This window comes from Gemmatimonadales bacterium (assembly GCA_036265815.1).
GTDB lineage: Bacteria > Gemmatimonadota > Gemmatimonadetes > Gemmatimonadales > GWC2-71-9 > CAVVWJ01.
The window spans coordinates 50,618-76,343 of the sequence record DATAOI010000021.1; the positions used below are offsets into that span (position 1 = coordinate 50,618).

At 67.4% G+C, this 25,726-nt stretch carries 20 protein-coding genes and 5 tRNA genes; 4 read left to right on the plus strand and 21 right to left on the minus strand.

Features of this window, described 5'->3' with window-relative positions; translation table 11 throughout:
• The first annotated feature begins 49 nt into the window (after positions 1–49).
• Entirely contained in the window at positions 50–949 is a 900-nt protein-coding gene (locus VHR41_03215; GenBank protein HEX3233181.1) for a LysR family transcriptional regulator, read from the plus strand.
• Here VHR41_03215 and VHR41_03220 read toward each other — a convergent pair.
• The 3 genes from VHR41_03220 to VHR41_03230 form a co-directional block, all read right to left on the minus strand.
• Positions 932–2,347: an ATP-binding protein gene (locus VHR41_03220; protein HEX3233182.1), complete on the minus strand. Its 1,416-nt coding sequence runs from the start codon at positions 2,345–2,347 to the stop codon at positions 932–934. The two genes, VHR41_03215 and VHR41_03220, sit on opposite strands and share 18 nt — an antisense overlap.
• 4 nt (positions 2,348–2,351) lie before the next feature.
• A complete protein-coding gene (locus tag VHR41_03225; protein HEX3233183.1) occupies positions 2,352–4,013 on the minus strand; it encodes an FAD-dependent oxidoreductase in 1,662 nt (553 codons plus the stop codon).
• Positions 4,014–4,187: 174 nt separating this feature from the next.
• Positions 4,188–4,841 (minus strand): ArsR family transcriptional regulator, encoded by a 654-nt coding sequence (locus VHR41_03230; protein HEX3233184.1) that lies wholly within the window; start codon positions 4,839–4,841, stop codon positions 4,188–4,190.
• A gap of 110 nt (positions 4,842–4,951) precedes the next feature.
• On the opposite strand from VHR41_03230, the gene VHR41_03235 reads away from it, so the two are divergent.
• The 3 genes from VHR41_03235 to VHR41_03245 all read left to right on the plus strand — a co-directional run bounded on the left by VHR41_03235 (position 4,952) and on the right by VHR41_03245 (position 10,233).
• Complete coding sequence (locus VHR41_03235) at positions 4,952–6,193, plus strand: hypothetical protein (GenBank protein ID HEX3233185.1); 1,242 nt, start codon at positions 4,952–4,954, stop codon at positions 6,191–6,193.
• Positions 6,194–6,342: 149 nt separating this feature from the next.
• The gene (locus VHR41_03240) at positions 6,343–6,864 is read left to right on the plus strand and encodes a DUF4142 domain-containing protein (GenBank protein ID HEX3233186.1); all 522 of its coding nucleotides are present in this window, start codon (positions 6,343–6,345) and stop codon (positions 6,862–6,864) included.
• Positions 6,865–7,275: 411 nt separating this feature from the next.
• The gene (locus tag VHR41_03245) at positions 7,276–10,233 is read left to right on the plus strand and encodes a serine/threonine-protein kinase (GenBank protein ID HEX3233187.1); all 2,958 of its coding nucleotides are present in this window, start codon (positions 7,276–7,278) and stop codon (positions 10,231–10,233) included.
• Positions 10,234–10,252: 19 nt separating this feature from the next.
• On the opposite strand, the gene VHR41_03250 is transcribed toward VHR41_03245, so the two are convergent.
• From VHR41_03250 to VHR41_03335, 18 genes are all read right to left on the minus strand, one after another.
• Positions 10,253–13,387 (minus strand): TonB-dependent receptor, encoded by a 3,135-nt coding sequence (locus tag VHR41_03250; protein HEX3233188.1) that lies wholly within the window; start codon positions 13,385–13,387, stop codon positions 10,253–10,255.
• 876 nt (positions 13,388–14,263) lie between these two features.
• Positions 14,264–14,336, minus strand: a tRNA-Lys gene (locus VHR41_03255).
• 29 nt (positions 14,337–14,365) lie between these two features.
• Positions 14,366–14,437, minus strand: a tRNA-Glu gene (locus VHR41_03260).
• A gap of 24 nt (positions 14,438–14,461) precedes the next feature.
• Positions 14,462–14,534, minus strand: a tRNA-Glu gene (locus tag VHR41_03265).
• Positions 14,535–14,573: 39 nt separating this feature from the next.
• A tRNA-Trp gene (locus tag VHR41_03270) sits at positions 14,574–14,646 on the minus strand.
• 66 nt (positions 14,647–14,712) lie between these two features.
• Positions 14,713–14,786 (minus strand) — tRNA-His (locus tag VHR41_03275).
• 60 nt (positions 14,787–14,846) lie between these two features.
• The gene (locus VHR41_03280; GenBank protein HEX3233189.1) at positions 14,847–15,485 is read right to left on the minus strand and encodes an aminotransferase class IV; all 639 of its coding nucleotides are present in this window, start codon (positions 15,483–15,485) and stop codon (positions 14,847–14,849) included.
• A 3-nt stretch (positions 15,486–15,488) separates the two neighbouring features.
• Positions 15,489–16,391, minus strand: coding sequence for a DMT family transporter (locus tag VHR41_03285; GenBank protein ID HEX3233190.1), 903 nt, complete (start codon positions 16,389–16,391; stop codon positions 15,489–15,491).
• Between the two features lie 64 nt (positions 16,392–16,455).
• Positions 16,456–16,764 (minus strand): hypothetical protein, encoded by a 309-nt coding sequence (locus VHR41_03290; protein ID HEX3233191.1) that lies wholly within the window; start codon positions 16,762–16,764, stop codon positions 16,456–16,458.
• 2 nt (positions 16,765–16,766) lie between these two features.
• Positions 16,767–17,123, minus strand: coding sequence for a hypothetical protein (locus VHR41_03295; GenBank protein ID HEX3233192.1), 357 nt, complete (start codon positions 17,121–17,123; stop codon positions 16,767–16,769).
• Between the two features lies 1 nt (position 17,124).
• The gene (locus tag VHR41_03300; protein ID HEX3233193.1) at positions 17,125–18,336 is read right to left on the minus strand and encodes a divalent metal cation transporter; all 1,212 of its coding nucleotides are present in this window, start codon (positions 18,334–18,336) and stop codon (positions 17,125–17,127) included.
• Positions 18,333–19,421, minus strand: a complete 1,089-nt coding sequence (locus VHR41_03305) for a cytochrome c oxidase assembly protein (GenBank protein HEX3233194.1) — start codon at positions 19,419–19,421, stop codon at positions 18,333–18,335. The genes VHR41_03300 and VHR41_03305 overlap by 4 nt, the downstream gene beginning before the upstream one ends.
• Positions 19,418–19,795: a hypothetical protein gene (locus tag VHR41_03310; protein ID HEX3233195.1), complete on the minus strand. Its 378-nt coding sequence runs from the start codon at positions 19,793–19,795 to the stop codon at positions 19,418–19,420. The genes VHR41_03305 and VHR41_03310 overlap by 4 nt, the downstream gene beginning before the upstream one ends.
• 13 nt (positions 19,796–19,808) lie before the next feature.
• Positions 19,809–20,417, minus strand: a complete 609-nt coding sequence (locus tag VHR41_03315) for a hypothetical protein (protein ID HEX3233196.1) — start codon at positions 20,415–20,417, stop codon at positions 19,809–19,811.
• Positions 20,414–22,321 (minus strand): cytochrome c oxidase subunit I, encoded by a 1,908-nt coding sequence (ctaD, locus tag VHR41_03320; GenBank protein HEX3233197.1) that lies wholly within the window; start codon positions 22,319–22,321, stop codon positions 20,414–20,416. The genes VHR41_03315 and ctaD overlap by 4 nt, the downstream gene beginning before the upstream one ends.
• Positions 22,318–23,295, minus strand: a complete 978-nt coding sequence (coxB, locus tag VHR41_03325) for a cytochrome c oxidase subunit II (GenBank protein ID HEX3233198.1) — start codon at positions 23,293–23,295, stop codon at positions 22,318–22,320. The genes ctaD and coxB overlap by 4 nt, the downstream gene beginning before the upstream one ends.
• Positions 23,292–23,861 (minus strand): cytochrome c, encoded by a 570-nt coding sequence (locus VHR41_03330; protein HEX3233199.1) that lies wholly within the window; start codon positions 23,859–23,861, stop codon positions 23,292–23,294. Before VHR41_03330 ends, coxB begins: the two co-directional genes overlap by 4 nt.
• A complete protein-coding gene (locus VHR41_03335) occupies positions 23,842–25,620 on the minus strand; it encodes a methanol/ethanol family PQQ-dependent dehydrogenase (GenBank protein HEX3233200.1) in 1,779 nt (592 codons plus the stop codon). The genes VHR41_03330 and VHR41_03335 overlap by 20 nt, the downstream gene beginning before the upstream one ends.
• Positions 25,621–25,726 lie beyond the last annotated feature (106 nt).

Genomic DNA, 25,726 nt, shown 5'->3' on the forward strand with positions numbered 1-25,726 from the left:
CGAGCCACCATTCTTGTCCAATACTGGGTTTGTATGTATTGATATCGGTATGAATATCACTGACCGACTGGGACTTCCGGCTCTCCGCTACTTTGCGACGCTGGCCGAGGAGCTGCATTTCGGGCGCGCCGCCACCCGTCTCCGCATCGCCCAGCCGTTCCTGAGCCAGAAGATCCGAGCCCTGGAGGAGGCCCTGGGGTCGCCGCTCTTCCTCCGCACCAGCCGGCACGTGGAGCTGACCGAGGCCGGCGCCGCGTTCCTCGAGTCCACCCGCAAGACCCTGCGCGAGCTCGAGCGAGGAGTGCACCGGGTCCACGCGCTCGGCCGCGGCGAGCTGGGGACGATCGACATCGGCTACGTCATGATCGGGATGCTGATGGTGGTGCCGGACCTGCTGAAGACGTTCCGATCGCGCTACCCACGGGTGCGCCTTTCCCTGCACGAGGTCTCCACCGTCCCGGGGGCGGCGCAGCTTGGGCAGGGCGAGTTCGACCTCGGCTTCCTCAGCCAGCCGGTGACCGAGCCCGGGCTGCGCATCCACCGGACCTGGAGCGAGCCGTTCTGCGCGGCCGTACCGAGCGATCACCCACTGGCGAAGGCCCGGAAGATCCGCTTGCGCGACCTGGCCTCGGAACCGTTCGTGTCCGTGGTCCGGTGGTCCTCGTACGAGATGTACGATCAGATGATGCGCGACTGTCAGGCGGCGGGCGTGACGCTCTCGATTGTCGAGGAGGCAGGATCCTGGCAGGCGGCGATCAGCCTGGTGGCAGCCGGGATGGGGGTGGCGATCGCACCGGCCTGCGTCAGCCGGCTGCGCTTTCCGGGGGTGCGCTATCGGGAGCTGTCGGGTACGACCCCGGCTTACGGCCTGGCGCTGTGCACCGGCGAGGGGGTGCTGTCACCGGCGGTGGAGTCGTTTCTGACCACGATCTCACCCGGCCACGGGTAGCGCCACGCGGAACTCGGTTCGCCCGGGCTCGGACGCCACCTCGACGGATCCCTCGTTCCGGTCCACCAGGCGCCTGACGATGTCGAGGCCAAGGCCGGTGCCCATGCCCACCGCCTTGGTAGTGAAGAACGGATCGAAGATCCGGCTCTTCACCTCGATCGGTATTCCCGGCCCGTCGTCGGTCACTCGGACCACGACCATGGCTCCTTCCCCGGCCGCGGTGACCATCACTCGCCCACCTTCCGGCACCGCGTCGAGGGCGTTGTCGACCAGGTTGGCCCACACCTGATTCAGCTCCCCACCGAAGCCGCGCACGCGCGGGAGGTCCGCCGGGACCGTCAGGGTCAATATCGCTGACCTGCCCCGCGCCTTGCCCGCCAGCACGGCCAGGGTATCGGTGAGCCCCTTCCCCACGTCCACCGAGTCGGGCGTGGCCGCGCGATCCATGTAGGTGAAGCCTTTCACGGCGCTCACCAGCTCGTGCACCCGCGATGCGGCCCGCTCGATGTCACGGGCCAGCCCGCGCACCGTGCACCCGGCGGCCACCCAACGCAGGGACGCGTGCAGCTTGTCGCCACCGATCGCGGTCGCGAGCTCGCCGAGCTGTCCGAGCGTGACGTCGGTCTCGGCGAGCGGGGCGGCAAGCGCATCGTCCGCACCGTGATCCAGGAGCCAGCCGGCCAGGGACTCCTCGCGGTCCGCGCGCTCGAGCGGGGAGAGCAGTCTGGGGGCGCCGCAGGCCGAGCGGACGCGTGCGAGCATCGCGAGCGCGCCAGCATCGAGAGCCGCTGCGCCGAGCGCGCGTGACGCGTCGTCGGCCTCGTCCAGCGCCTCCGAGATGAGTTGCGCGCTCCGGGCGGCCGCGGACGCCGGGTTGTTCAGCTCGTGCGCCAGCCCCGCCGCCAGCTTCCCCAGGGAAGCCATCTTCTCCACCTGCAGGTCACTCACCTTGAACGCACGCGCCCGGTCCACCATCACGTGCACCAGCTCCGCCGTCACCTGCGGGCACTCGACCGGGAGCACCGGCAGGTGCTCGCATGCGACCCGAAACAGCTCGCTCGGCACCTGGATCACGGAATTGCCGGGCGCGGTGGCGAGCCGCGAGTACGGGAGCATCCCGACCACGTCCCCCTCGCGCCAGTCCATGACCTTGCGCCAGGTGCCGCCCTGATCGGTCAGGTGCGACACGTGTCCGGTGAGAATGACGTACAGTGCCTCCACCGGCTCGCCCTTGCGGGCGATCATCCAGCCCGGCTCGTAGCGCTCGAGCGTCCCGTGGGCGACCAGCCACTCCAGCTCCGCACGCGGCACCTTCCCGATCGCGCGGTGCGCCGCGAGGCGCGCCAGGACGTCGCCGCCATCTCCGGCAGTCCCCGACTCAGGGCGCGGCTTGGTCATCGGCTTACACCGTTTGCAGGTATTGGTGGACCATGCTCACCGTCGCTGATCCTTCGCCGACGGCCGCCGCGACGCGCTTGCCGGAGCCGTGGCGGGCATCGCCGGCACAGAAGATTCCCGGCACGTTGGTCTCGAAGAGGTAGGGATCGCGCGCGACCGTCCAGCCCGAGGGACGATGGCCCTCGGTCATCACGTCGCGCCCGGTGAGCACGAAGCCCTGCGAATCGCGCATCACGAGGTCGCGGCACAGCTCGGTTCGCGGGGCCGTCCCGATGAAGATGAACATGGCGGCGGCAGGCAGCTCCCGTCGCCCGCCGCTTACCCCGTCGACTACCGCCACGGCATCGAGCCGCCCGTTTCCGCACGCGGAGACCACACTGGTGTTCACCAGCACTTCCACGTTCGGCGTCTCCTGAATGCGATCCACCAGGTAGCGGGACATGCCGGCCGCGAGGTCGGGCCCGCGCACGAGTATCGTCACCTTCCGGCAGTGTCGCGAGAAGAACATCGCGGCCTGGCCGGCCGAGTTCGCGCCGCCGACCAGGACCACGTCCCTGCCGCGATAGGTGGCGGCCTCGCTGAGTCCCGCGCCGTAGTACACGCCCGCGCCCAGGAGCGGCTCGAGGCCCTCGGCCGCAAGGTGCCGCACCTGCATCCCCGGTGCGATCAGGAGCGCGTACCCGGTCAGCTCCGAGCCGTCCGAGAGGATCACCTTCCGGTACGGATCCTCGCGTCTGATCTCGACCGCCTCCTGCGCCGTGATGATCTCAGCCCCGAAGCGCCTGGCCTGTGTGGCCGCACGTCGCGCGAGATCGGCCCCGGTGACGCCGCCGGGGAATCCGAGGTAGTTCTCGATGTTCGAGCTCGTTCCGGCCTGACCACCAGGCGCGCTTTGTTCGACGAGGATCGTGCGCAGCCCTTCCGACGCGCCGTACAGGGCGCCGGCGAGACCGGCCGGCCCCCCGCCGACGACGATGAGATCGTAAAAGGGTTTCTGCGCCCGTGTCTGCAACCCGATCTTCTCGGCCAGCTCGCGCGTCGTGGGCTGCACCAGCGTGCTGCCGTCGGGGAAGAACACCACCGGGAGACGTGCCGCGCCGCCATTCACACCCGAGAGGAGCTCGCGCACGGTCACATCGTCTTCGGTGTCGAGCCACTGGTACGGTACCTGGTTCGACGCGAGAAAGTCTTTCACCGCAAAGCTCGCGGGCGAGAGCGCGCTGCCCGCCACGCGGATGCCGTCGAACGGCGGCCGGGCACGGGCGAACCAGTCCGAGAGAAGATCCTCGAGCACCGGGTAGAGCCGCACCGTGGGCGGCTCCCAGGGCTTGAGGAGGTAGTGGTCGAGTCCGACCTGGTTGATCGCGGCGATGGCGGTCTCGGTGTCGGCATAGGCAGTGAGCAGCACGCGCCGCGCGTCGGGGTAGATCTTGATCGCCTCGAGCAGGAACTGCGTGCCGGTCATGTGGGGCATGCGCTCATCGACCAGGAAGAGCGCCACCTGGGCGCCGCGCCGCAGGAGCTGGCGGACGGTGTCGAGTGCTTGGGCACCGGATGATGCCTTGACCACCCGGTAGTCGGCACGGAAATGTTGGCGAAGGTCGCGCTCGATGGCGTTCAGGACTTCGGGGTCGTCATCGACGGTTAGCAGGACGGGCTTGTTCATGCAGTCGAGTGGATACGCTGTCGGTTAGGCGGTCCGTCGGTTAGGCGCCGGCGCGCGCGAGCTCGGCGCGGTGGCGGGTACGACGCAGGTCTTGCATCGGGCACAGCCACGACTCTACAACGGCCGGGCGATCCGCGCCAGCTTGCCCGATCTCGATCGCGGCCTCGCAATGCGTCAGACCTGAACTGCGTGGGAGGCGTCCACCGCTCCAGGGGGAGCCGTGATCTCGAAACAACATCGGGGCCGCTCGCCTCGTTCGCAGCACTCACGCACCGGCGCTTCCAGCAAATCGGCAAGAAGGCTCTGCATGGCGTGGCACACCTCAGGCCGCCCGTGAACCGCGGCGCCCAGCAGGCAACTGCGGCCGCGGATCACATACCCTCCGTTCTGCTTTTCCACCACGTTGAGGGCTCCCAGGTCGTCGAGGAGTGCCGACGCCGCTTCGACTCGCTCGGGGAACTTGCCCCTCAAGCGGGGCCACTCCGATGCCAGGCTCCGACCCACCAGGTGCATGATCTGGTCTAGTTCACCTTGCCCCATCTGCTCCTGGAGCACCCGCATCAAATGAGCGACGAAGGGGATATACGCCTTCGAGAAAATGGTTTCCGCCTCTGGTACGACCTCGTAGAGCACGGCGGGACGGCTGCTGCCGCGCTGCCACCCGGCTTCCCGGACGATACCGTCTCGCTGGAGCGCGGCCAGGTGGCCGCGGATCGCGTTGTGAGTGAGGCCGAGGTGTGCGGCGATCTCATTCGCGGTAAGAGCGGACGTTCGCAACAGGTTCAGAATCCGTCCCTGGGTGCCTCGGAAGGCTTCGCGCCGTGCCATGCGACTCTCCGGGTATTGACACTGCAATGTATACAACCGATAATGTGGTAAGAAATTTAATAAGAATCTTAACTATCATTCCACCGCTGCTCTGGCCATAAGATAACGTTATGCCGCACAATGCGTTGCACCACAAGCACCGGCCTGACACCCCTGTCGGCGTAGCTCGCCGACGGGCCGGCAGTGGCACTCGGGTCCCCCTCCTCGCCCTCTGCGGCGTAGTCCTGGGTCTCGGAGCCTGCAGCGATAACGGCCATGCCCCCACGGAGCCCACTCCAGACCAGCTCGCCGAAGGCAAGCACACCTTCCGGTTCGACACCTTTGGCGATGAGACCTTCTGGACCGACACCCTTCGAATGCACGAGGTGATTCAGACGGCGGTGAGTCCGCAAACCGCGCTCAGCGTGGGCCTCAAGGTCGATGCCGACGCGCTCCCCCCCGGCACCCTCGAGTCGGCTGATCTGAGTGACCCAGCGACCACCGTTGCGCTGCTCAAGCTCAATGCGGTCGTGGGGCTCAAGGGCACCGTCGAAACGGTGGGTGGGAAGGATACCCTCACACACATCGGGATCACTTGCGCCCTGTGCCACTCGACCGTGGATAATCGAGCCGCGCCGGGCATCGGCTCCCGACTCGACGGTTGGCCGAACCTCGACCTCGACCCGGGAGCCATCATCGCGCTGTCTCCTGCGCTCACGCCGGATCAGAAGGCGGTCTACAACTCGTGGGGACCGGGCAAGTACGACGCGCGGTTCAACATTGACGGGCAGAGCGATCCGGCAGTGATCCCGCCCGCGTACGGGCTCGCCGGCGTGCACAGCGTCACCTACACCGGCGACGGTGACCGGCCTGCCTACTGGAACCGCTACGTGGCCGTGACCCAGATGCACGGGCACGGGTCGTTCAGCGAGCCGAGGCTCGGGGTCGCCGTGAACAACCCACCGGATTCTGTGGAGGGGAAGCTGCCGGCTCTGGAGGCGTACCAGTTGAGTCTGACGGCGCCACCGGCGCCGCCGGCGAGTTTCGACCCCGCGGCTGCGGCCCGCGGCCAGGTCCTGTTCGAGGGCACGGCGCAGTGTGCCACCTGCCATGCGGGGCCCGAGCTCACCGACGCCAACGCGCGGCTCCACGACACCTTGGAGGTGCCGACCGACCCGACGCACGCCCGGCGGAGCGCGACCAAGATGTACCGGACCACGCCGCTCCGCGGTCTCTGGCAGCACGCCCCGTACTTCCACGACGGGAGTGCAGCCACACTGGCCGACGTGGTAGAGCGCTACGTCTCCGCGAAGGGGCTCAGTCTCACGTCGGGGCAAAAGGCGGATCTGATCGAGTACTTGATGTCACTCTGACCCAGCGTCACTCACCCATGAAGAGAGGATTTATGCGTATGGTATCGACGCGACATGCAACAACCGCAGCTATCTGGACCGGGCTTCTGCTGATCGGGGCCTGCAAGGGCAGAACGGAGAGTGCCAGCAGACCGGCCGAGGCGCCCGCTGTGGACTCCGCCGTTTCATCGGTGGCGTCCACCGGTGACACCGCCCAGGCGCGCGCGGGCGCAGGACTCAGCGATGCCAACATCGTCGCGCTCCTGGACGAGGCGAACGCCGCTGATAGCGCCTCCGCCGCGTTTGCGCTTGGCAAGGCCAGCAGCGCAGAGGTGAAGGCATTCGCCAAGCTGATGATGGGTGAGCACCATGCGCTTCGGGCTCAGGGTCGCCAACTCGCCCAGCGGCTCAACGTCACGCCGGACGCCCCGGCCGACGATCCGCTGAAGCCCGCCGCTCAGAGTGAGATGGCTGCTCTCAAGGCCGCCCCCAAGGGATCGCAGTTCGACCGGACGTACATCGATCAGGAGATCGGGATCCATAAGGCGGTCCTCGATCTGGCGGCGAAGGCTCACGATCAGGCGCAGAACGCGGACCTCAAGAAGCTGATCGAACAAGCCAAGCCGGTGATCGAGAAACATCTGGATCGGGCGGAGGAGATCCAGAAGAAACTTGGGAAGCCAAGCGCGTGAGATCGCCGAGCGCAAAGCGTGGGCAGGTTGTAGGTTCGATTCCTACGCGGCGCACTGACAATCGCACGGAACCCAGCAGCACAACGGGCTACCTCGGAGAGGTGGCCCGTTCGCTTTGCCGTTCGTCGCGCAGACCACCGCAGACATGCTCAGCGCGACGCCTTAGTTGCGCGCCTTCAGGCCGAACCGTCCTTCAGATGTTTGTGCGGTAGAGAGGTATCTCGGAAAAATGTCACTGGGAGCCCTTCGATTAGCTCTCACATCAGATGGTCAAGAGATAGAAGGTGAGAGGGTCAGGAGAAGGCGGGCCCCGTTCATCCCGGTCGGTCGAGGTTGCCTCTAGGGCGCAGTGCTCGCTAGCAATCCGCCGCGTCACGAGCCACATTTTAGGGTCCCTAGCCCGGCCAAACCGTGAACGCAGTCAATTCCACGCTCGTCGATGCCCTGGCCGGCCGCTACGCCCTCGAGCGGGAGCTCGGGCAGGGCGGGATGGCCACGGTCTATCTTGTGCGGGACGTGCGGCACGAGCGCCTCGTCGCCCTCAAGGTGCTCCGGCCGGAGCTCGCCGCCTCGCTCGGGCCCGAGCGCTTTCTCCGAGAAACCCGGATTACCGCGCAGCTGCAGCATCCCCACATCCTCCCCGTCCTCGACTCAGGCGAGCTCTCCGGGCTGCTCTGGTACACCATGCCCTACATCGCGGGGGAGACGCTTCGCCAGCGCATCGCGCGAGAAAAGCAGTTGCCCATCGACGATGCACTGCTCATCGCCCGGCAGATCGCCGGGGCACTCGGCCATGCGCACAGCCGGGGCATCGTGCATCGCGACATCAAGCCGGAGAACATTCTGCTCGACGCTGCTGGAGCGATCGTGGCCGACTTCGGCATCGCGAGGGCCGTCTCGGCGGCCGGCGGGGAACGGCTTACTGCGACCGGGCTGTCCATCGGCACTCCTGCATACATGAGTCCGGAGCAGGCAGGAGGGAGCCACGACGTCGACGCGCGCAGCGATATCTACAGCCTGGGCTGCGTGCTCTACGAGATGCTGGCCGGGCAACCACCCTTCACGGGGCTCACGACGCAGGCGCTGCTGGCTCGTCACGCGCTCGATCCGGTGCCGTCGCTGCGGACCGTGCGGCCAACCGTCTCGCCGGGCCTCGACCGGACCGTCACCCGCACCCTGGCCAAGGTGCCCGCGGACCGGTTCGCCACGGCCGATCAATTGTCGGCCGCGTTGAGCGAGTCGAGCCAATCGACGGAGCTGGTTCCCCGCCGTGCGCCAATTCGTCGGTGGCTCGGCCTTGGCCTGCTGCCCGTCGCCGTCGTGGCCGCGCTGGGAATCGTCCGATTCCGGCGTCATCTCGACGGATCAAGTGTCGCCCCATCGGCCTCGATGATCGCCGTGCTCCCCTTCGCCCCCAGCGTGGACGATACCGCGCTGGCGCGCCTGGGCCGCGACCTGGTCCTCACCCTGAGTGCGACGCTGGACGGCGTGGGGGAGATCCGGACGGTCGACCCCCATACCGTGCTCGCGCACTCCATCCCTTCCGCCTCCTCGCTCGAGGCGGGCCGAGACGTCGGGCGTCGTTTCGGCGCCGGGAGTGTGCTTCACGGCAGCGTGGTGCGGATTGGCCCCGCCGTGCGGCTCGATCTTGGGCTCTTCACCACTGATAGCGGCCTCCCGCTGGCCCGGCTGACCGTGTCGGCCCCGTCCGATTCTATCGCGGCCCTCACGGACTCGGTTGCGCGCGTGCTCCTGCCGCAGATCTGGCGTCGGGGAACCCCGCCCACGCCCACCCTCGACGCCGCCCTCAAGACCAAATCCGTCCCGGCCCTTCGAGCCTTTCTCGAGGGCGAGCGTGCGTTCGCGCGGAACGAGTGGGATCGCGCCGAGGAAGCCTACGCTCGCGCCATTGAGGCGGACTCGTCGTTCTGGCTCGCCTATGCGCGTGATGCATATGTTCTAGAGTGGCGGCATCGGGAGTTGGACAGCGCGAAGACGGAGGCTCTGCTGACCCACCGCGCCAGCCTGCCCGAGTTCGATCGGCTCTATCTCGGGGAAGACTCCATCGGGCCGCCGGCGCCCGCCAATCTGTGGAGGGCGCGGGAGCTGACCCAGCGCTTCCCGGGCAACTGGTTTGGGTGGTTTCAATACGCGGACCGCCTGTTTCACTGGGGCCCACTGCTGGGACACCCCCGCGCTGAGTCGCGAGCAGCGTTCGAGGAAACACTCCGGCTGAATCCCGGCCTCATCCCGGCGTGGGACCATCTCATGGAAGACGTGCTGGAGGACCACGACACCCTGGCCTCGACTCGCGTGCTCGGGGCGCTCGAACGGCTGGACGCCGGTCCGGCGTTCATCAAAGAGTGGGGTGCCGACCAGCTCATGCAGTACCGGCTGGTAGACCGCATTCAACGCGGGGATAGTGGCGGAGCTCGCGTGCTGCTGGACAGCGTCGCCCGGGACTTGGCGAAGAACCGCCGGGAGGCCCACAACAATCCGGGGTATTACGGATTCCCCGGCGCTGACATCGCGCTCTCTCGGCGGGTGCGCCGTTTGGGATTCGAGCCGGAAAACGCCGCCCTGACCATGGCGAACGCCTGGGCCGCGCGCGGCGGGTGGGACTCCGCGCTCGCCGTCTTCGACGCCCACGCAAAGGCCGCCGGCGAAGCTGATACGCTGGCACCCCTCATCCTGTATCGGCTGGCGGCGCTCGGCGCCTGGGTTGGAGCACTGCCGGTTGCCGAGGCGGCTGCCCGCCGCGAGCCCGCTCGGCGTGCGTTGGTCGGGCTGTCGTCCTCTGAGCGGGCGGAAATGGCACTGCTGGACGGGATCGTTGCGGTCACTCGGCGTGATCGTCGCGCGCTGGCTGCGGCGCGGCGCGCAAGCCAGGCATCCGGAGATTCCATCGCCGTCGTCCTGGATGAGACTCTCGCAGCTTTTGACCAATTCCTCGCCGGAAACATTGGAGGGGCTGGCAAGGCGTTAACCACCCTCGAATGGTGGCAGGCCGAGCGGTACTATCCCCACAATAACAGCCGTATTCTCATGCCGGTCAGTCGCCTCGCCGCCGCCCAATGGGTACTGGCAAGCGGCGATACCGCGACCGCACTCCGGCTCCTTACGGGGATCGAGGCTGGCGACGGGCCCGGCGGTACGGGCAAGACCGTGTTGAAAGGTTTGGCAGAGCTCGAACGCGCACGCATCGAGGACGCGCGTGGCCAATCGGCGCTGGCCGAGGCCCACTTTAGGCAATTCCTGTTGCGCTACGATTCGCCGGTACCGGCACACCGGCATCTGGTGGAGGAGGCGAGAGAGGCGGTGGCGCGGCTGTCCGGCGTGGGTGACCCGCCGCCGAGCCGGACGCCGTGACCGTAGCGTTTCCCGTCGATCAGAAGGTGTAGCGCGCGCTGAGCTGCATCCGCCACCGGCTCGGGTCGACCTGAAGCTCGTGCCGACGCGGTTCGAGCACGTGGTAGATCCCGCGGGCATTCGCCACGTCGTACCCCACCAACTGTACCAAGCTCACCCGACCGCCAGTCCCGACGCCGCCGGACTCCTCCGCCGTCTGGCGCACCTGGCCCCAATCGTGGTCGATGAAGTTGAGCAGGTTAAAGAGGTCGGCCGTGATCTCCACTGACTGCCCCCGCCCGAGCGGCACCGCCTTGGCGACTCGCGCGTCGAGCCGGTGGATCCAGGGGTTTCGGCAACTATTGCGCTGCAGGAGCCGTCCGCGCTGCATCCGGAGGCAGTCTTCCGCCTGGATGTAGCGGTCGAGACGCGCGTAGTCCGCCGGGTCATCCAGCGTGATGTCGGCAGCGTTCCGAGGGATGTAGACCGGGTCATTGTGGCGACTGTCATCGAGGTTGTCGAGACCGTCGGCATTCGCATCGCCATGCACGATGTAAGTCAGCGGATCGCCCGAGTAGCCGAGGTACGTGAGCCCCAGGCGGACGTTCAGCGGAAGATCGGCGGTTCCGAACAAGGTGAGCTTGTGGGGCCTGCTCCAGAGCGCTGTTCGCAGGTTCGGGCTCTCCCAGGTACCGTCGAGCGGCGAGAGGCCCAGATTGCCACGCCCGCTGTTGCCCGGTGAGTCCGTCCGGTCCTTGGCGTTGGTGTAAGTGTACGCAGCGGCCAGTTCCGTCCCGCCGGCGAACCGTTTCTGGAGTTGCAAGGCGACCGAGTACGAGCGGTCGCCGGACCCGTTGGTGATCTGGGCCACCGACTCGAAACCCGCGGCCCGCCGATTGGGTGACGAGAACCCCTCGGTCGGATCGATCGTGCCGTAGAGTGCACGCCCGCCTTCGCCGGCTGAGGCAGCCGACGGTGGCAGGAGGTTGAGGTCGCGTTCGGCGAACTGGTTGACCCCGCGGGTGTACAGGAGATCCACCGTCCCCACCATTGCCCAGGGCAACCGCTGATCGGCGCCGAGGGCAATCTTGAGATTGCGTGGATACCGGAACGCCGGGTCGAACACGGTGATGACGGGAGTTGGGCGCTCGATGTCAGCACACTGCGTCGGCTGAGCCGCCTCGTCGAGTGTGAAGGCAGGGATGTTTTCCCCATCGCACGCGAGATAGAGCAGTCCTACACCCGCGTCGGCGTAGGCGTTCTCGAGCCAGGTGTACGCCGGCCGGCCCGCGAACAGGCCGATGCCGCCACGGACAAACGTCGCCCCTTTGCCGGAGGGATCGAAGTTCAGGCCCAGGCGTGGGCTCCAGAGCAAATTGCCGCCCGGCGTGCGTGCGGTGCTGATCTTGAGGGGAGAAGCCAGCAGGTCGGCGTTCTCGGGCGGCGTGGTCCGCAGGAACGGTACGTCGAACCGAAGCCCCGCGGTGATCGTGAGCCGCGGATTCGGGATCCATTGGTCCTGGAGGTAGAAGCCGACCTGCATCACTCGGAAGTCTGGACGGCCTCCTGTTGGGATGACCGGGCCAGGAATGAGTATGTCGTAGGCTGCGGGCAAGCCCTGTGCTAGTGAATCCATGCTCTCGAAGAACCAGCCTCCGGTGAAGTCACCAGCATCGTACAGGTGCACCAGTTCCTCGTGCGTGCCCAGCGTGAGATGATGCGACTCGGACGCCAGCTCGAGATTGTCGGTCAGCTCCCAGATCGATTCGAAATTGTCCTGCCGGCATCCTCTCTGCTCACCCGCGATCATACTGCCGGCATCCGCCGCGACCTCGACTGTGGGAAATTGCGAGTTGGGCTCGCAGCGGTGCCGATCGCTTCGATGAGCCAGGAGGAGCTGGTTGGTCACGCGCGGCCCGAACGCTGCCGTCCAATCGAGCCGGGTGGCGTTGAGAACCTGGGTATCTCTCGAGCCGTGCGACGAGAATCCCAGGAATCCGTAATCGTGCTCGCCGCCGAACCTCGCATCTTCGTGCAGGTAGTCCTGGGAAATCTCGAGTCGGTTGTTGATGCCGAGCTGGGCGGTAACCTTCGCGAAGATCGTGCGGGTCGGCACTCGGGACGCGTTGTCCCCGAAGGTGCCCGGATCCACGCCGTAGGTGTTTCGCAGGAGATCCTGAAAGCGGGTCGCGGTGGCGTAGCGTATCCCGGAGCCGAGCGAGTCAGCTCCACCCGTGGTGTCGCGGCCCGGAGCGGAGGTGGTCTGGGGAAAGATCTGGCGCCGACCGCCCGCACTGAGGAAGAACGCCAGCCGGTCGCGGACGATCGGGCCGCCCAGGGCGACGCCAAACTCCTGCCGGGTGAACGGGTCCTGGAGGGTGCCATCGGGGTTGTGCCCGGCAAGCTTGGGGCTGTCGAGATAGCTGAAGATCGATCCTTCCCAGTGATTCGAGCCCGACCGGCTCACGGCGTTCACCAAGCCGCCGGCGAAGTTGCCGTACCGGACGTCGAACGGCGCCGTGATGATCTGCAGCTCCCGCACGGCCTCGGGAACGAGCGCGAACCGGCCGAAAGAGTTCTGATCGCCGGGGATTCCGAAGACGCCGGTTGCACCATCGCCGCGGATGCCGTTGTCGGTGGTACCGTCGACCTGCAGGCTGTTGAGGCGGTCGTGCTGTCCCGCAAATGAAAGCCCGCCGTTGGCGCTCGGCGTAACTTGCGGCGAGAGCAGTGCCAGCCGGGCGAAGTCTCGCCCATCGATCGGCAGCCGGACGATGGTAGAGGCGACAACCGTCATTGCTGGCCCGGTGCGACCTGCATTGATGCGGGGGTCGGTCACCGCGTTGACGGATACCTCCTCCAGCTGGAACACCGTCGGTACCAAAGCGACGTCGACCGTCACCCGCTGCCCCAGCGACAGGAGGACGCCGCTCCGGTCGGCCGGAGTGAACCCGATGGCGCGTACATCCAACCGGTAGGGTCCACCGACCGAGAGGTGCTCCAGAAAGAAGCGGCCGTCGCCTCGAGTGAGGGTCTGCCACCGTTCGCCGGTGGAGGTGTTGGTGACGAGCACCGTGGCATCGGTGACCGGCGTGCTGTCGACTCCGACGATGGCGCCCTGCAGGGCGGCCCCGGTCGGGCCCTGGCCGACCAGTCGGCCCGGGGCGCAGAGCACGGTTGCCAGGCACGCGAGTAAACAGCCTGCGCGCTGACGCCGGACTGCACGGTGAGGCGGGCGGCGCTCGCGGAGCGCTGGGAATGGCAAGGTAGGCGTTTGAAACATGGAACTGCGGGACCCTAACTGAAGCTCGGAAGGTAGGGCATGCATTCGGGGACCACCATGGGACCGGAGAAGAGAAGCGTCTTCGGGGTGAGAACAATGTACTGAAGGTCAGGGGCGCAGCGGGAGGGACCCCTAGCCCCCGGACACTACAGCGAGGCCGGCAAGCACATTCTCCCTGAGCCTATGCGGCATTCGAGTCTCGCCTAGCTCTGGAGCGCCTCGCTTTCGAACTCTAGTCCGGATTGAGGCGGAGAGTCGCCCGGGGCATTCTCGGAGGCGTCGAGGAGCTTCAGGAGGGTTGAGACACAACCAGATTCAGCAACCAATGCGGCACCTACACCACCTTCCTTACCAGCTTCCCTTCAGTGAAGCGTCCCACGGCCGCATACGGCTGCGCCGCAGCCCGAGCGGCATCCCTATTATCTCTGGGCTTCGGACCCCAGGCACGCGGCGTATCAGCAACTTCATCCGACTGCCGGGGAAGTCTCTTAGTTACCGGTTGTATCTTGGAGCCGCCAGCCTGCGGGCTGCGTCTGCAGTCGTCCTCTGCTCGATCGGCCCTGCTCCTTTCAACGTATCCAGAAGCAGTATCCGGCTCAGCTGTGCTGGGGGTGAGCGCCCCGCCGTACTTGTTGAAAAGTTGTACATGATTTGTCCATGTTACAGCGCCAAAAACCTACAAGAACCACATTATAGGACATCAAAGCGAACGGGCCACCTCGTCGAGGTAGCCCGTTGTGCTGTTTTGTGTTCTGTGTGGTTTTCTAGTGCGCCGCGTAGGAATCGAACCTACAACCTAGTGATTAAGAGTCACTTGCTCTGCCAATTGAGCTAGCGGCGCGCATGCTGTCCCGTCCTGCCCTCGACTCATAGCCCCAAGGGGAGTCGAACCCCTCTCTGGACCTTGAAAGGGTCCCGTCCTAACCGATAGACGATGGGGCCGATGACGACAGGGCATAAGCCCGATAGCGCTAACGGGATTCGAACCCGTGTTTGGGCCTTGAGAGGGCCCCGTCCTAGTCCCCTAGACGATAGCGCCGCGACCTTCCACCTCGCGCATCCACCCCGCACACCCACACAGGCCCGGCAGGACTCGAACCTGCAACCCCCGGTTTTGGAGACCGGTGCTCTACCACTTGAGCTACGGACCTCTGCACCAGCCCCCGCCGGCACCACGCGAGCAGCGCCACCGGACGCGGGAACCGGGACCTACCAGGGGTGGCTGACGGGAATCGAACCCGCAACCTCCGGAGCCACAGTCCGGCGCTCTAACCGATTGAGCTACAACCACCGCGAGAACCTGCGCCCGCCCGAGCGAGCCGGAAAAATTACCGCGTCCGAGGGGGTCGGGTCAAGGCCAAAATCGCTCGGCCAACGCCTCGGTCGAGGGATGCGGCGGCACCGCGACACCCTCGAGCGTCGCCACCGGCACGATGCCCCGCGCCGCGTTGGCCACGAACAACGAGCGCCCCCGGATCTGGTCCATCGTGGCCTGACGCTGCTCCGGCTCTCGCCCCAGCTCGGCGATCCTGGCCCGGGCGACGCCCGGGAGCACCCCCAGCTCGAACGCCGGCGCACACAAGGTGTCGTCCTCCCACCAGAACAGGCCCCAGATGGCCGTCTCCGCCACGATTCCGCCGGTGGTGAGCAGGATCCCGTCGTCGAATCCCGCCTCCTTCGCCGCGGCCACCGTCCGGTCGAATCGCTCCCGGTCTACCAGCTTATGGGGATACGGCTTGTACACCACCTTGGAGACCATGAGCCGCACCGGTGCCGTGCTGCCCACCGGCCGCTCGCCCGCCATGGCACCGCGCCGGCTGACCAGCACCCGGTGCACCCGGTCGTTCCCCCCGGCCGGCGGGGGCAGCTCGACCGGGATCGGCACGCCCAGCGCCCGGCAGCTCGCCGTGAGTCGCCGAAGATGCAGCTCCCAGAGCGGCGCCACGCCGTTCCGCACCCGCACCGTCTCGATCAGCGTTTCCATCGCCATGCTTCAGTCTACCGGATCGATGGGGAGCGCCGCCAGCGAGCCCGGGGCGGCCGCCCGCGCGTCGAACATACCCTTGACCGCCGTGGCGGCGAGGATGATCCCACCCCCGATGAGCGCCCAGGCGCCCGGCTGCTCTCCCTGAAAGATCCACGCCCAGACCGGGTTCAGCACCGGCTCGATCAACAGGATCAGCGACGCCTCCAGCGCGGGTATCGCCCGAATTGCCGTGGTTACGAACACATAGGCCAGCGCGATCTGGAAGATCCCGAGGTACAGGATCACGCCCCAGTCGGTGATCGGATGCGCGGCCAGCGGGAGCGCCATCGGGAGCGCGATCAGGAATGCGGTGACGTTTCCCGCCACCACCGCCGCGACCGGCGACCCCTGCGAGCCCTGCCCCGTCCCCAGCCACCGGAGACCACACATCGTGAGCGCCCAGGCGAACCCGCTCGCCACCGCGAGCAGGTTGCCGCGCACCGGATCCGGCGCCGTTGCCGCCGGCCGATCCACCCCCACGAAAAAGAGCGCGAGCCCAAGCGCCACCATCGCCATGTACACCGCATCCCGCCGTCCGATCGGCTCGCGCAGCAGCCAGGGAGCGAGCACCAGCAGGTACAGCGGTGCGGTGGACTGGAGGAAGATGGTGTTGGCAGCGGTGGTGAGCCGGTTGGCCAGCACGTACAGCGTGAGGCAACTGGCGTACGCCACACCCACCAGCAGCGCGCGCGGGGTGAACCCCCGGCGAGCGGCGGGAGTCATCAGCAGGATGGCGATCGCCGCCACACCGGAACGGAAGCCCGCGATCTGCCAGCCGCTGAACGCCGCTGCCTTGATGGCGGCACCACCGGTGGAGAAGAGGACCGCCGCGCCGACCAGTCGGAGCCTGGCGGAGAGCCGGGGCGTCATCCGGCGAAGATAGCCTACTCGTTCTCCGCTGCCAGGCGGATGCCCTTGCGCGGACTCTCGGTACTCACGAGGCGGTTGGTCCCTCCCGCTCCAGCAATTTGGGATGTTCCGGATCGGACAGATCGATCAGCTCCCACGGGACCACCCGGATCCGGCTCTTCCGCCCGAGCCCCAGCGCGCGCAACGTGGGCAGCTGCCAGAAAAAAGCCGAGAGCGTGGCCCAGGCGCCGAGCGGTCCTAGGATGAAGCTCCGCACCAGGTACGCCTCACCGTCGGGCTCGACTCTCACGTCCTCGATTCGGGCGAACGCTCCGCCCGCCCCGGTCACCGGACATCCGATCAGAGCCTCGAAGCGCACCTCATGCCGGGCCATGCTCACGCTCCGGGAATCCGGCCGATGATCCGCTCCCGCACCCAACGTTCCCACGCCAGAGCGGCTGTCTCCTCGGCATCGAGATCGACCTGTACGTCGAGCCCGACCTTGGTGACCTTGGACCACGGCACCTCGACCCCGCTGCGCTCGGGGGGACCCCAGCGCCTCCGCCACCGCTCGACCCGCCGCGCCAGGGCGGGACTGATGCGCCGGAACAGCGTCGGCCCGCCGATGACGAGGCGCGCCACCCGAGGCGGGCCCTCCCCTCCGAGCTCGAGCACGATCCCGTCCACTCGCCCCATCGGAGTCCCGTTCCGATCGGTCACTTGCTGATCGAGGACTGCGCGGCCGAGCTCCATCTCAGCTCCCGAACAGTTGAAGGGGCAGGGCCACCAGGGCGACCACGCAGGCCACGACGCTCACCACCAGCACCGCGGCGTTGCTGATCCAGCCGTTCCCCCAGTCGCCGACGTATTCCGGATCGTTCATCAGGACCAGCATCGGGATGACGGCCACCGGAAGCGAGACCGCCGTGAGCGCCATCGAGAAGTTGGTGAGCTTGAGCGGATCCAGGCCCACCAGCATCAGCGTGGCCGCGAGAGGCACGACCATGGTATAGACCAGGCTGAACCGGGCGTCCTCCCGCGGCTTGAGGCTCTCGCCCCAGCGCCATCCGAATCCCTGGGCCACCAGGTAGGCCATCTCCAGACTGATCTCCAGCGCGGCGCCGAGGCAGGTGACGGCGAGGCTGGCGACGAACAGGATGAATCCCCAGCGGCCGAGCGGGTCGGTGAGCAAGAGCGCGACCTGCTCGTAGCGTTCGATCTGGATGCCCCGAGGCAGGAACACCAGCGCGGCGACGACCACCACGGCCGCCGAGACGACGCCGCCGAACGCCATGCCGAGCCCGGCGGTGATCCGGTTCACGCCGATGTAGCTCTCGTCCCATTCGTCCTCCACCGCACCGGCCGAATAGAAGTAGAAGAGGTAAGGGCTCACCGAGGCACCCAGGATGCTGACCGCGAGGAACCAGTACCGGGCGGAGTCATGCGTCGGCGCACTCGGTTTGAGCCCGGCCACGATCGGCGCCAAAGGCGGATGGAGCTTCCATGCACCCACCAGGAAGGCCAGACTGATGAGGCCCAGGAGGGAGGTTCCCTTCTCGAGCAGGCCGAACGTCCCCTTCCATAGCAAAAGCCAGGCGATGAACGCCACCAGCGGGGCCCACCACTGGAATTTGACGCCGGTGGCGAGCTGGAGCGCGAGGCACACCCCACCGATCTCCGAGGCAAGCACCAGGAACGACACCACCGCCACCGCTACGAGGGGCACGAGGAAGAACCGCACCCCGAAGCGCTCGCGCATGGCGTCGGGGATGGTATGGTGGCTCACCGCCGCCAGCCGGCCGCTCATCTCCACCAGAAAGGCAATGCAGACCACGCCCAGCCCGAGGGCCCAGAGGAGCTGGAACCCGAACTCGGAGCCAGCCTGCGCGGACGTGGCGAGCGAGCCCACTTCGAGGAAGCCGCCGATCCCGGTCACGATCCCCAGGGCGATCTCGAGCAGCTTCATTGCAGCTTCCGCAGCTCCAGAGCCGCGGCGTCCAGCATCTGCTGCGCATACACCTCGGGAATCGCGCCGCGAGCCCGGGCCTCGTGGGTGAGGCGGATCGTCTGCCGCCACGAGGCGGCCTTCTTGGCCTGCTCTTGCGCCTTTGCCTCTGGCGATCGGCCGCAGGCCACCAGTCCGCTGGCCGCGACCACCAGCAACAGCAACACGAGCCTCCGCGCGGCGCTCTCCCAGCGCCGCACCCGCCGGTCGGACTCGGCCAGCCAGGCCCGTGCGAGCCACAGCGCCGCCACCAGGTAGCTGAGCGCCGCGGGGATCCACATGATCAGGCCGGCGAGCTCCTGGTCTTCCAGCGGCGAGAGACCCCATGGCCGGCTGGTGGTTGCGTAGATCGGATAGAGTGGATGCGGAGCCACCGTCAGCAGGGCACCGAGGCCGCTGGTCACGATGGTGGTAAGAAAGAGACAGAGTACCGCCGCGCCGTAGCGGAGCCGGGCACGGCTCCCGTGGAACACTGCCCACCAAAACAGCAGCGCCGTGCCCAGGAAGCTGCTATGCTGCGCCGCGTGAACCAGCTCGGAGCGGACGCTCCACTGGTAGAGCGCCGGGAGGTGCCATCCGAGAACCACGAGCAGCTGCAGTCCCGTGGCCACATCAAGACGGGTGAGGACCGCCCAGAGCCGCCGCATCGGCGTGCGCGTCACCGTGCCCACTACCTGGCGAGACGCCGGCGCGAGCGCCCAGAGCACCACCACCAGCGGCCGGCCGAGCACCAGGAGCGGCGCGGCCACCACCATGAGCAGCTCGTGCTGGATCATGTGAGCCGCGAAGAGCGCTTCGCCCATCTGGTGAATCGGTGAGACGAGCGCGATCGCGAGCACGGTCCATCCGGCCCAGAATGCCGCTGCCTCGGCGCTGGTGGAGGCGCCCGCATCCCGCATGCGCCTGCGGAGCTCGTGCCGGCCGATCGCGTAGAGCAGCGCGCTGCCCGCGAGCCCCAGAACGACCATGGGCTCGAAAGTCCAGGCCTCCCAGAGGTGCTGCGGGGTGAGCGGGCCCGCCTGGACGACCAGCGCCGGCGCGATCACTGGCAGGGGCGGACGAAGGCCGTGGCCGACCACATGGCGATGATGAAGAGCGCCGAAAGGGTGCTCACCAGCATGCCGATGACCGACATGAACCGGCTGCGCCCTTCAGGATCGCCGGCGGGGGTGGAGAGCTGCTCGCCCCAGCGGCGCCACTCCCGCCAGCCGAGCACGGCCCCGGTCAGCGCCAGCGCGAGGCCGATGGCGAAACTCAAGTGGAGCGGCCAGAACAGCCCGCGGGCGCACGAGACCTTCTCCGACAGCACGTAACCACTCTCCTGAGTGAGCAGCGCCGCGACCGGCCCCAGCAGGTTGGCCGTCCACAGCGCGCCGATGCGGGTGCCGTCACGGACGGGGATCTCGGAATCGATGGTCATCGGCCGCTCCTTGCTACATGAACCGCGGGCCCAAGAACACCACGACGTACAGCACGACCCAGCTCCCGGTCATGAAGTACCAGTAGAAGGCGCTGTCGTACGCGTCGGAGAAGTGCTTCTCCTCGATGCGGTCGCTGAACAGAAAAGTGGTGAACACGAGCGTCTCCAGGGCCTGAAGCACCAGCAGTGTTGCGTGGAGGCCCACCGTGGCCCAGGCGATCGACCCGTACGCGTTGGCGTCCCACCGCACGTTGAGCGAGAGGAACTCCTGCCAGCGGAGCGCCACGAATACCACGCACAGGATCGCCTCCAGCAGCACCCACCGCCGCACCCCGTTGAGATCGAGGGCCCTGGCGGCACGCTGGAGCAGGAGGTTCGGCCCGTTGCTCAGGGCCATCAGAACCACCTGGACCGTGGGCCACAGGAGGCTCGGCCGAAGGGTGTGCTGCGGAGGCCAGGTCCCGAAGTTGAGTCGGAGGTAAAAGTAGGTGGCGGCACAGATGAAAAGCGTGGTGCCCTCGATCATGATGAACCCGGCCGTGCCCCACCACATCATGTCCCGGGGACCGAAGGTCGCGGTCGGAAGCCGGGAGACGTCGATCAGCGTTCGCCCGGTCCTCATGCCGCCGCCTCTTCCCGCAATTGCTCTTGATGGTCGCGCTCGGTCGGCCACCCCCAGCCGATGAACGAAATGGTCAGGGGGACAATGCCGATGACGAGGCCCCAGGGCGTGTAGACCAGGGTGATGAAGAGGACGCCGGTCGAGAGCGCGGTGAGCAGGGGCCAGACGGTGGACTGTGGATGCCGGTGCCGGTGATCGGGCTCGGCGTCGAGCAGTGTGGTGACCAGGACCTCGCGCATGTCGGTCCGAAGACCGGTCACGACCGGGTGGTCGGGGCTCCGATCCCACAGCGCCGACCGTCCCTCCACCACCGGCACGTAGGCGAAGTTGTAGCTCGGCGGCGGGGAGGTCGTGCCCCACTCGAGTGTGGGGGCATCCCAGGGGTTCTCCCCCGCTTCACTGCCCTTCCACCGGCTCAGCGCCACGTTGACCAGGAAGAGCACCACGCTCAGCACCACGATCACGGCGCCGATCGTGGCCAGCAGATTGAGCGGCCCCCAGCCGGTCTCCGGCAGATAGGTGTACACCCGCCGCGGCATTCCCCGAAGACCCAGCAGGTGCATCGGAAAGAACGTGAGGTTCACCCCGATGAACCAGAGGGCGAAGTGCCATCTGCCGAGCCGCTCGCTGAGGAGGCGGCCGGTGATCTTGGGATACCAGAAATAGAAGGCGCCGAAGAGCGGGAACACCCCGCCGCCCAGGAGCACGTAGTGCAGGTGCGCCACGATGAAGTAGGTGTCGTGGGCCTGCTGATCGTACGGCACCGACGCGATCATCACCCCGCTGAACCCGCCGATCATGAAGGTGACCACGAAGCCGAGGATGAACAGGAACGGCACCGTCAGCCGTGGCCTGCCGGCCCAGATCGTCGCGATCCAGCAGAAGATCTGGATCCCGGTCGGGATGGCGATCATGAAGCTCGCGGCGGTGAAGAAGCTGCTGCCGAGCTCCGGGATCCCGGTCACGAACATGTGGTGCACCCAGAGGCTGAAGCTCAGAAACCCCGTGGTGATGAGCGAGAGCACCATCGCCGGATAGCCGAACACCGGACGACGAGTGAAGGTGCTCACGATCTCCGAGACCATGCCGAGCGCGGGCACGAAGATGATGTACACCTCGGGGTGGCCGAAGAACCAGAAGAGGTGCTGCCAGAGGAGCGCGTCCCCGCCCTCCGCCGGATTGAACAGGTGGGTGCCGATGAGCCGGTCCATGGCGAGGAACAGGGTCGCGCTGGCCACCCAGGGCATGGCGAACAGGATCATGAACGCCATCACCAGCATCGCCCAGACGAAGAGCGGCATCCGATTGAGCGACATGCCCGGTGCCCGATTCTTGAAGATGGTGACGATCAGCTCGACGGCCCCCACCAGCGCGGCGATCTCGGTGAACGTCACGGTCTGGGCCCAAGTGTCCACCCGCTTGCCGGGCGAGAAGCCGGGCCCCGCCAGCGGCACGTAGCTGAACCAGCCGGTATCGGGGCCGGTGTTGAGCAGGAGCTGCACGTAGAGGAACGTGCCGCCGATGAGGTACACCCAGTATCCGTAGGCGTTGAGACGGGGGAACGCGACGTTCCGGGCCCCGACCATGAGCGGAACGAAATAGAGACCCATCGCGGTCATGATCGGCACGGCGAAGAGGAACATCATCGTAGTGCCGTGCACCGTGAAGAGCTGATTGTATCGGTCGGGGCCGATGAGGCCGTTTTCTGGCCGGGCAAGCTGCGCCCGCATGAGCCCTGCGTTGAGGCCGCCCAGCAGGAAAAACACGAACGCGGTGATGATGTACCGCTTGCCGATGGATTTGTGCTCGGTGCTGGTGAGCCAGCCCCAGAGGCCCGTCCGGTCCCGCCACACCCGCTCGAGCGCCGCGTGCTCGCCCGGGTCCACGCCCACGGCGGGCGTCATCGCAGCGTCTCCAGGTAGGCGACGACGGCGGCCAGGTCCTTGGGGCCGAGCTGGGTCGCGGGCATCCGCGTCCCCGGCTTGAGCCCCTGCGGATCGGTGATCCAGGCGAACAGGTTGCCCTGCGTGTTGAGGAGCGTGCCTGCCGCGATGGTGCGCCGGGAGGCGATGTGGGTCAGGTCTGGGCCGATCCTGCTGCCGGCCGTGGTGCCGCTGATCGAGTGGCACATCACGCAGGGCGACGTGACGAAGACCAGCTGCCCCCGCTGCGCCAGCGAATCGGTGGGTGTCGCGGCCGTGTCCCGCTGCTGCACCAGCCACTCGGCGAACCGGGGCGGCGGCTCGGCGATCACCTCGAATGCCATCTTCGCGTGCTGGTATCCGCAGAACTCGGCGCACTGGCCGCGATAGACGCCCGCCGTGTCGGCCCGGAACCAGAGGCTGGTCTCCTGTCCGGGGATGAGGTCGCGCTTGCCGCCGAGTTGGGGCACCCAGAAGCTGTGGTTGACGTCGCTGGAGCGGAAATCGAACACCACCGGCCGTCCGACCGGCACGTGGATCTCGTTCGCGGTGGTGGCCCAGTGCTGCGGAAGCGAATCTCGGTACTCCACCTCCCACCACCACTGGTGTCCGGTCACCCGGATCTGGAGCGGCTCGCCGGCCGGCCGGCCGGTCATGGCGCGGCTGGTATCGTAGCTGAGGAAGAGGAAGACGAAGAGGATGGCGGCGCTGGCGGCGACCGCCAGCGTCACGGTGCGCTGCATCCGACGCTCGCGCGCTGGATCGTTCGGGTCCTCGCCCTCGGCCCGGCGCCGGAAGACCGCCCAGAGCAGCGCCGCGGTCACCAGCACCCAGAGCACCGCGGAGACGGCGTACATATAGTCGCCCAGCCGGTCCAGCAGCAGCGCCACCGGACCGTCCGGCACGTGCACCGAGTGCCCGCCGATCCAGGCCACCGAGTCGGCGAGCGTCGTCACGGCCGCTGGGTCGAGGGGGGCACCGCCGACTTCACCGGGTGCTCCTTGGTGGTCTGCTGCTCCTGCGCGGTCACCTGCATGTCGTCGCTCCGGCCGGGGGCCACGTCCTTGGCCAGCAGCCCGCTCATCGAGCGCACGTAGGCCACCAGCTGCCAGACCTGCTGGTCGGGGATCCGGTGCCGGAACGACGGCATCCCGTTGGGACGCCCCTCGACGATCGTGGCGAAGATGTTCTGGGGCTCACTCCCGTAGATCCATTCGGCGTCCATCAGCGGCGGACCGATCCCACCCCCGCCCTGGAAGTGGCAGCCCGAGCAGTTGTACTGATTGAAGAGCCGCTTGCCTTCGGAGACCGCGTAGGCGTTGTCGTCGTACGGGCTGGGCACGGCGGCGTCGGCCGTCCTGGGGCCGGGCTGGAGATCGCTCTGGCGGACCATGCTCAACGCGGGCGTACCCGGCACCCGGTCGTGGAATCCACGGCGCTCGCGCTCACACCCGCCCAGGGTGACTGCCCAGAGGGCCACAGCGCCCAGGACCCAGCGCCGCTCAGGGCAGCGCGAAGACATACAGCATGCCCCCTTTGGTGGTGACTTGGGGCAGGTCCTTCATCGCATTGACGAAGCCCAGCGCCGCGCTGGAGTCGCGAACGTCGAGCCCGCCGGCCACGACGGCACCGGCCCAGCCCCCTACCCCCGACAGCACCGCCACATACTGCTTGCCGTCGGGCCCGCGATAGGAGATCGGCTGGCCGATGATTCCCGAGCCAGCCTTGAAGCGCCAGAGCTCCCGCCCGTCCTTCGCGTCCAGCGCCTTGAACCATCCGTCCATGGTGCCGTAAAAGACCACGTCGCCCGCGGTCACCACCGTCCCGCTCCACACCGGGAAGCGCTCCTTCACGACCCAGGCGGCGCGCCGCGCCACGGGATCCCAGGCCGTGACCTCGCCGCGGTGTCCACCGGGCCCGGGGTACATCTTCACGATCGCCGCGACGTAGGGCGTGCCGGCGATGTAGTCCGCCTGGGTGCCCTCCTCATCCTCGCAGAGGTTCTGGTGCGGGATGTAGATCAGACCCGTGCGCGGAGAGAACGAAGAGGGCTGCCAGTCCTTGACCCCGGGCGCCGCCGGACATATGCCGCGCACCACCTTGCCCGTCTGGGGCCGCTTCTCCTCGACCTGCTTCGGGCGGCCGGTCTTGAGATCGATCCCCGCCGTCGTGGTGATGTATCCGAAGGGGTCGGCCGAGAGGACCTGACCGGTGGCGCGGTCGAGTACGTAGACGTAGCCGTCGCGCTCGGGCCGGACCAGCACTTTGCGGGTCTGGCCGTTGACCGGCAGGTCGAGCAGAAGCTGCTCGTTGATCCCGTCGTAGTCGTAGAGATCGTGCGGGCTCCACTGGTAGGCCCAGATCGCCTCGCCCGTTTCCGGGCGGCGGGCGAAGATCCCGGCCGTCCATTTGTTGTCGCCCGGACGGACGTCCGGATTCCAGGGGCCGGGGTTCGCCGTGCCATAGTAGATCAGGTCCAGCTCGGGGTCGTAGGAGATCCAGCCCCACACGCCGCCGCCGCCGATCTTCCACGCGCTTCCCGGCCAGCTGGAGACGCCGAGATCCTTGCCCTGGTCCGAGGGATAGAACGGCTTGAAGTTGGGACCGATGAGCACGTCCTTGTCCGGGCCCGTGGTGTACGCCCGCCATACCAGCTTGCCCGTCTTCCCGTCCAGCGCGGTGAGCCACCCACGGATGCCGAACTCGCCACCGCTGTTGCCGACCAGCACCTTTCCCTTCACCACCAGCGGCGCCATCGTGGTGCTCTCGCCCTGGTTGATGTCGCCCACCTTGGTGCGCCAGACCTCCTTGCCGGTGCTGGCGTCGACCGCGACCGTGTGCGCGTCCAGCGTGTTGTAGATGATCTTGCCGTCGAAGTAGGACGCGCCGCGGTTCACCAGATCACAGCACGCCACTCCCTGCGAGGCCGAGGCGGGATCGGGCTTGTAGGTCCACTTGAGCGGCGCGCCTGGCTGGGTGAGATCGAGGGCGTAGAGCAGGTTGGGGAACGGCGTCACGATGTACATCGTGTTGCCGACCACCAGCGGCGCCGCCTCATGTCCCCGGTTCACCCCGGTCGAGAAGCTGAACGCGAGCTTGAGCTGGCCCACGTTCGAGGCGGTGATCTGGTCGAGGGTGCTGTAGCGGGTCGAGGCGTAATTCTTGGCTGGGATGATCCACTGACTCTCGCTGGTGTCCGGCGCCGCCGCGGCGGCGGCGGCCGGGACGGCGCGCGGGCCGGGGCTCCGGGCGCCCAGCTCGCTGCGCCTGGGTTCGGACACATTGTCGGACACATTGTGTGTCGCCGTGCGGGCGGCCGAGCCGGATCTCTCGGAGCGTGACTCGGAGCATCCGGCGGCCAGCAGGATTACAGACGCGAGCACGGCG

Excerpts from the sequence above, each read along its gene's own strand:
- VHR41_03215 (HEX3233181.1), top strand. The coding sequence starts at position 50 with ATGAATATCACTGACCGACTGGGACTTCCGGCTCTCCGCTACTTTGCG.
- VHR41_03220 (HEX3233182.1), bottom strand. The coding sequence starts at position 2,347 with ATGACCAAGCCGCGCCCTGAGTCGGGGACTGCCGGAGATGGCGGCGAC.
- VHR41_03225 (HEX3233183.1), bottom strand. The coding sequence starts at position 4,013 with ATGAACAAGCCCGTCCTGCTAACCGTCGATGACGACCCCGAAGTCCTG.
- VHR41_03230 (HEX3233184.1), bottom strand. The coding sequence starts at position 4,841 with ATGGCACGGCGCGAAGCCTTCCGAGGCACCCAGGGACGGATTCTGAAC.
- VHR41_03235 (HEX3233185.1), top strand. The coding sequence starts at position 4,952 with ATGCCGCACAATGCGTTGCACCACAAGCACCGGCCTGACACCCCTGTC.
- VHR41_03280 (HEX3233189.1), bottom strand. The coding sequence starts at position 15,485 with ATGGCGATGGAAACGCTGATCGAGACGGTGCGGGTGCGGAACGGCGTG.
- VHR41_03285 (HEX3233190.1), bottom strand. The coding sequence starts at position 16,391 with ATGACGCCCCGGCTCTCCGCCAGGCTCCGACTGGTCGGCGCGGCGGTC.
- VHR41_03290 (HEX3233191.1), bottom strand. The coding sequence starts at position 16,764 with ATGGCCCGGCATGAGGTGCGCTTCGAGGCTCTGATCGGATGTCCGGTG.
- VHR41_03295 (HEX3233192.1), bottom strand. The coding sequence starts at position 17,123 with ATGGAGCTCGGCCGCGCAGTCCTCGATCAGCAAGTGACCGATCGGAAC.
- VHR41_03300 (HEX3233193.1), bottom strand. The coding sequence starts at position 18,336 with ATGAAGCTGCTCGAGATCGCCCTGGGGATCGTGACCGGGATCGGCGGC.
- VHR41_03310 (HEX3233195.1), bottom strand. The coding sequence starts at position 19,795 with ATGACCATCGATTCCGAGATCCCCGTCCGTGACGGCACCCGCATCGGC.
- VHR41_03315 (HEX3233196.1), bottom strand. The coding sequence starts at position 20,417 with ATGAGGACCGGGCGAACGCTGATCGACGTCTCCCGGCTTCCGACCGCG.
- ctaD (HEX3233197.1), bottom strand. The coding sequence starts at position 22,321 with ATGACGCCCGCCGTGGGCGTGGACCCGGGCGAGCACGCGGCGCTCGAG.
- VHR41_03330 (HEX3233199.1), bottom strand. The coding sequence starts at position 23,861 with ATGTCTTCGCGCTGCCCTGAGCGGCGCTGGGTCCTGGGCGCTGTGGCC.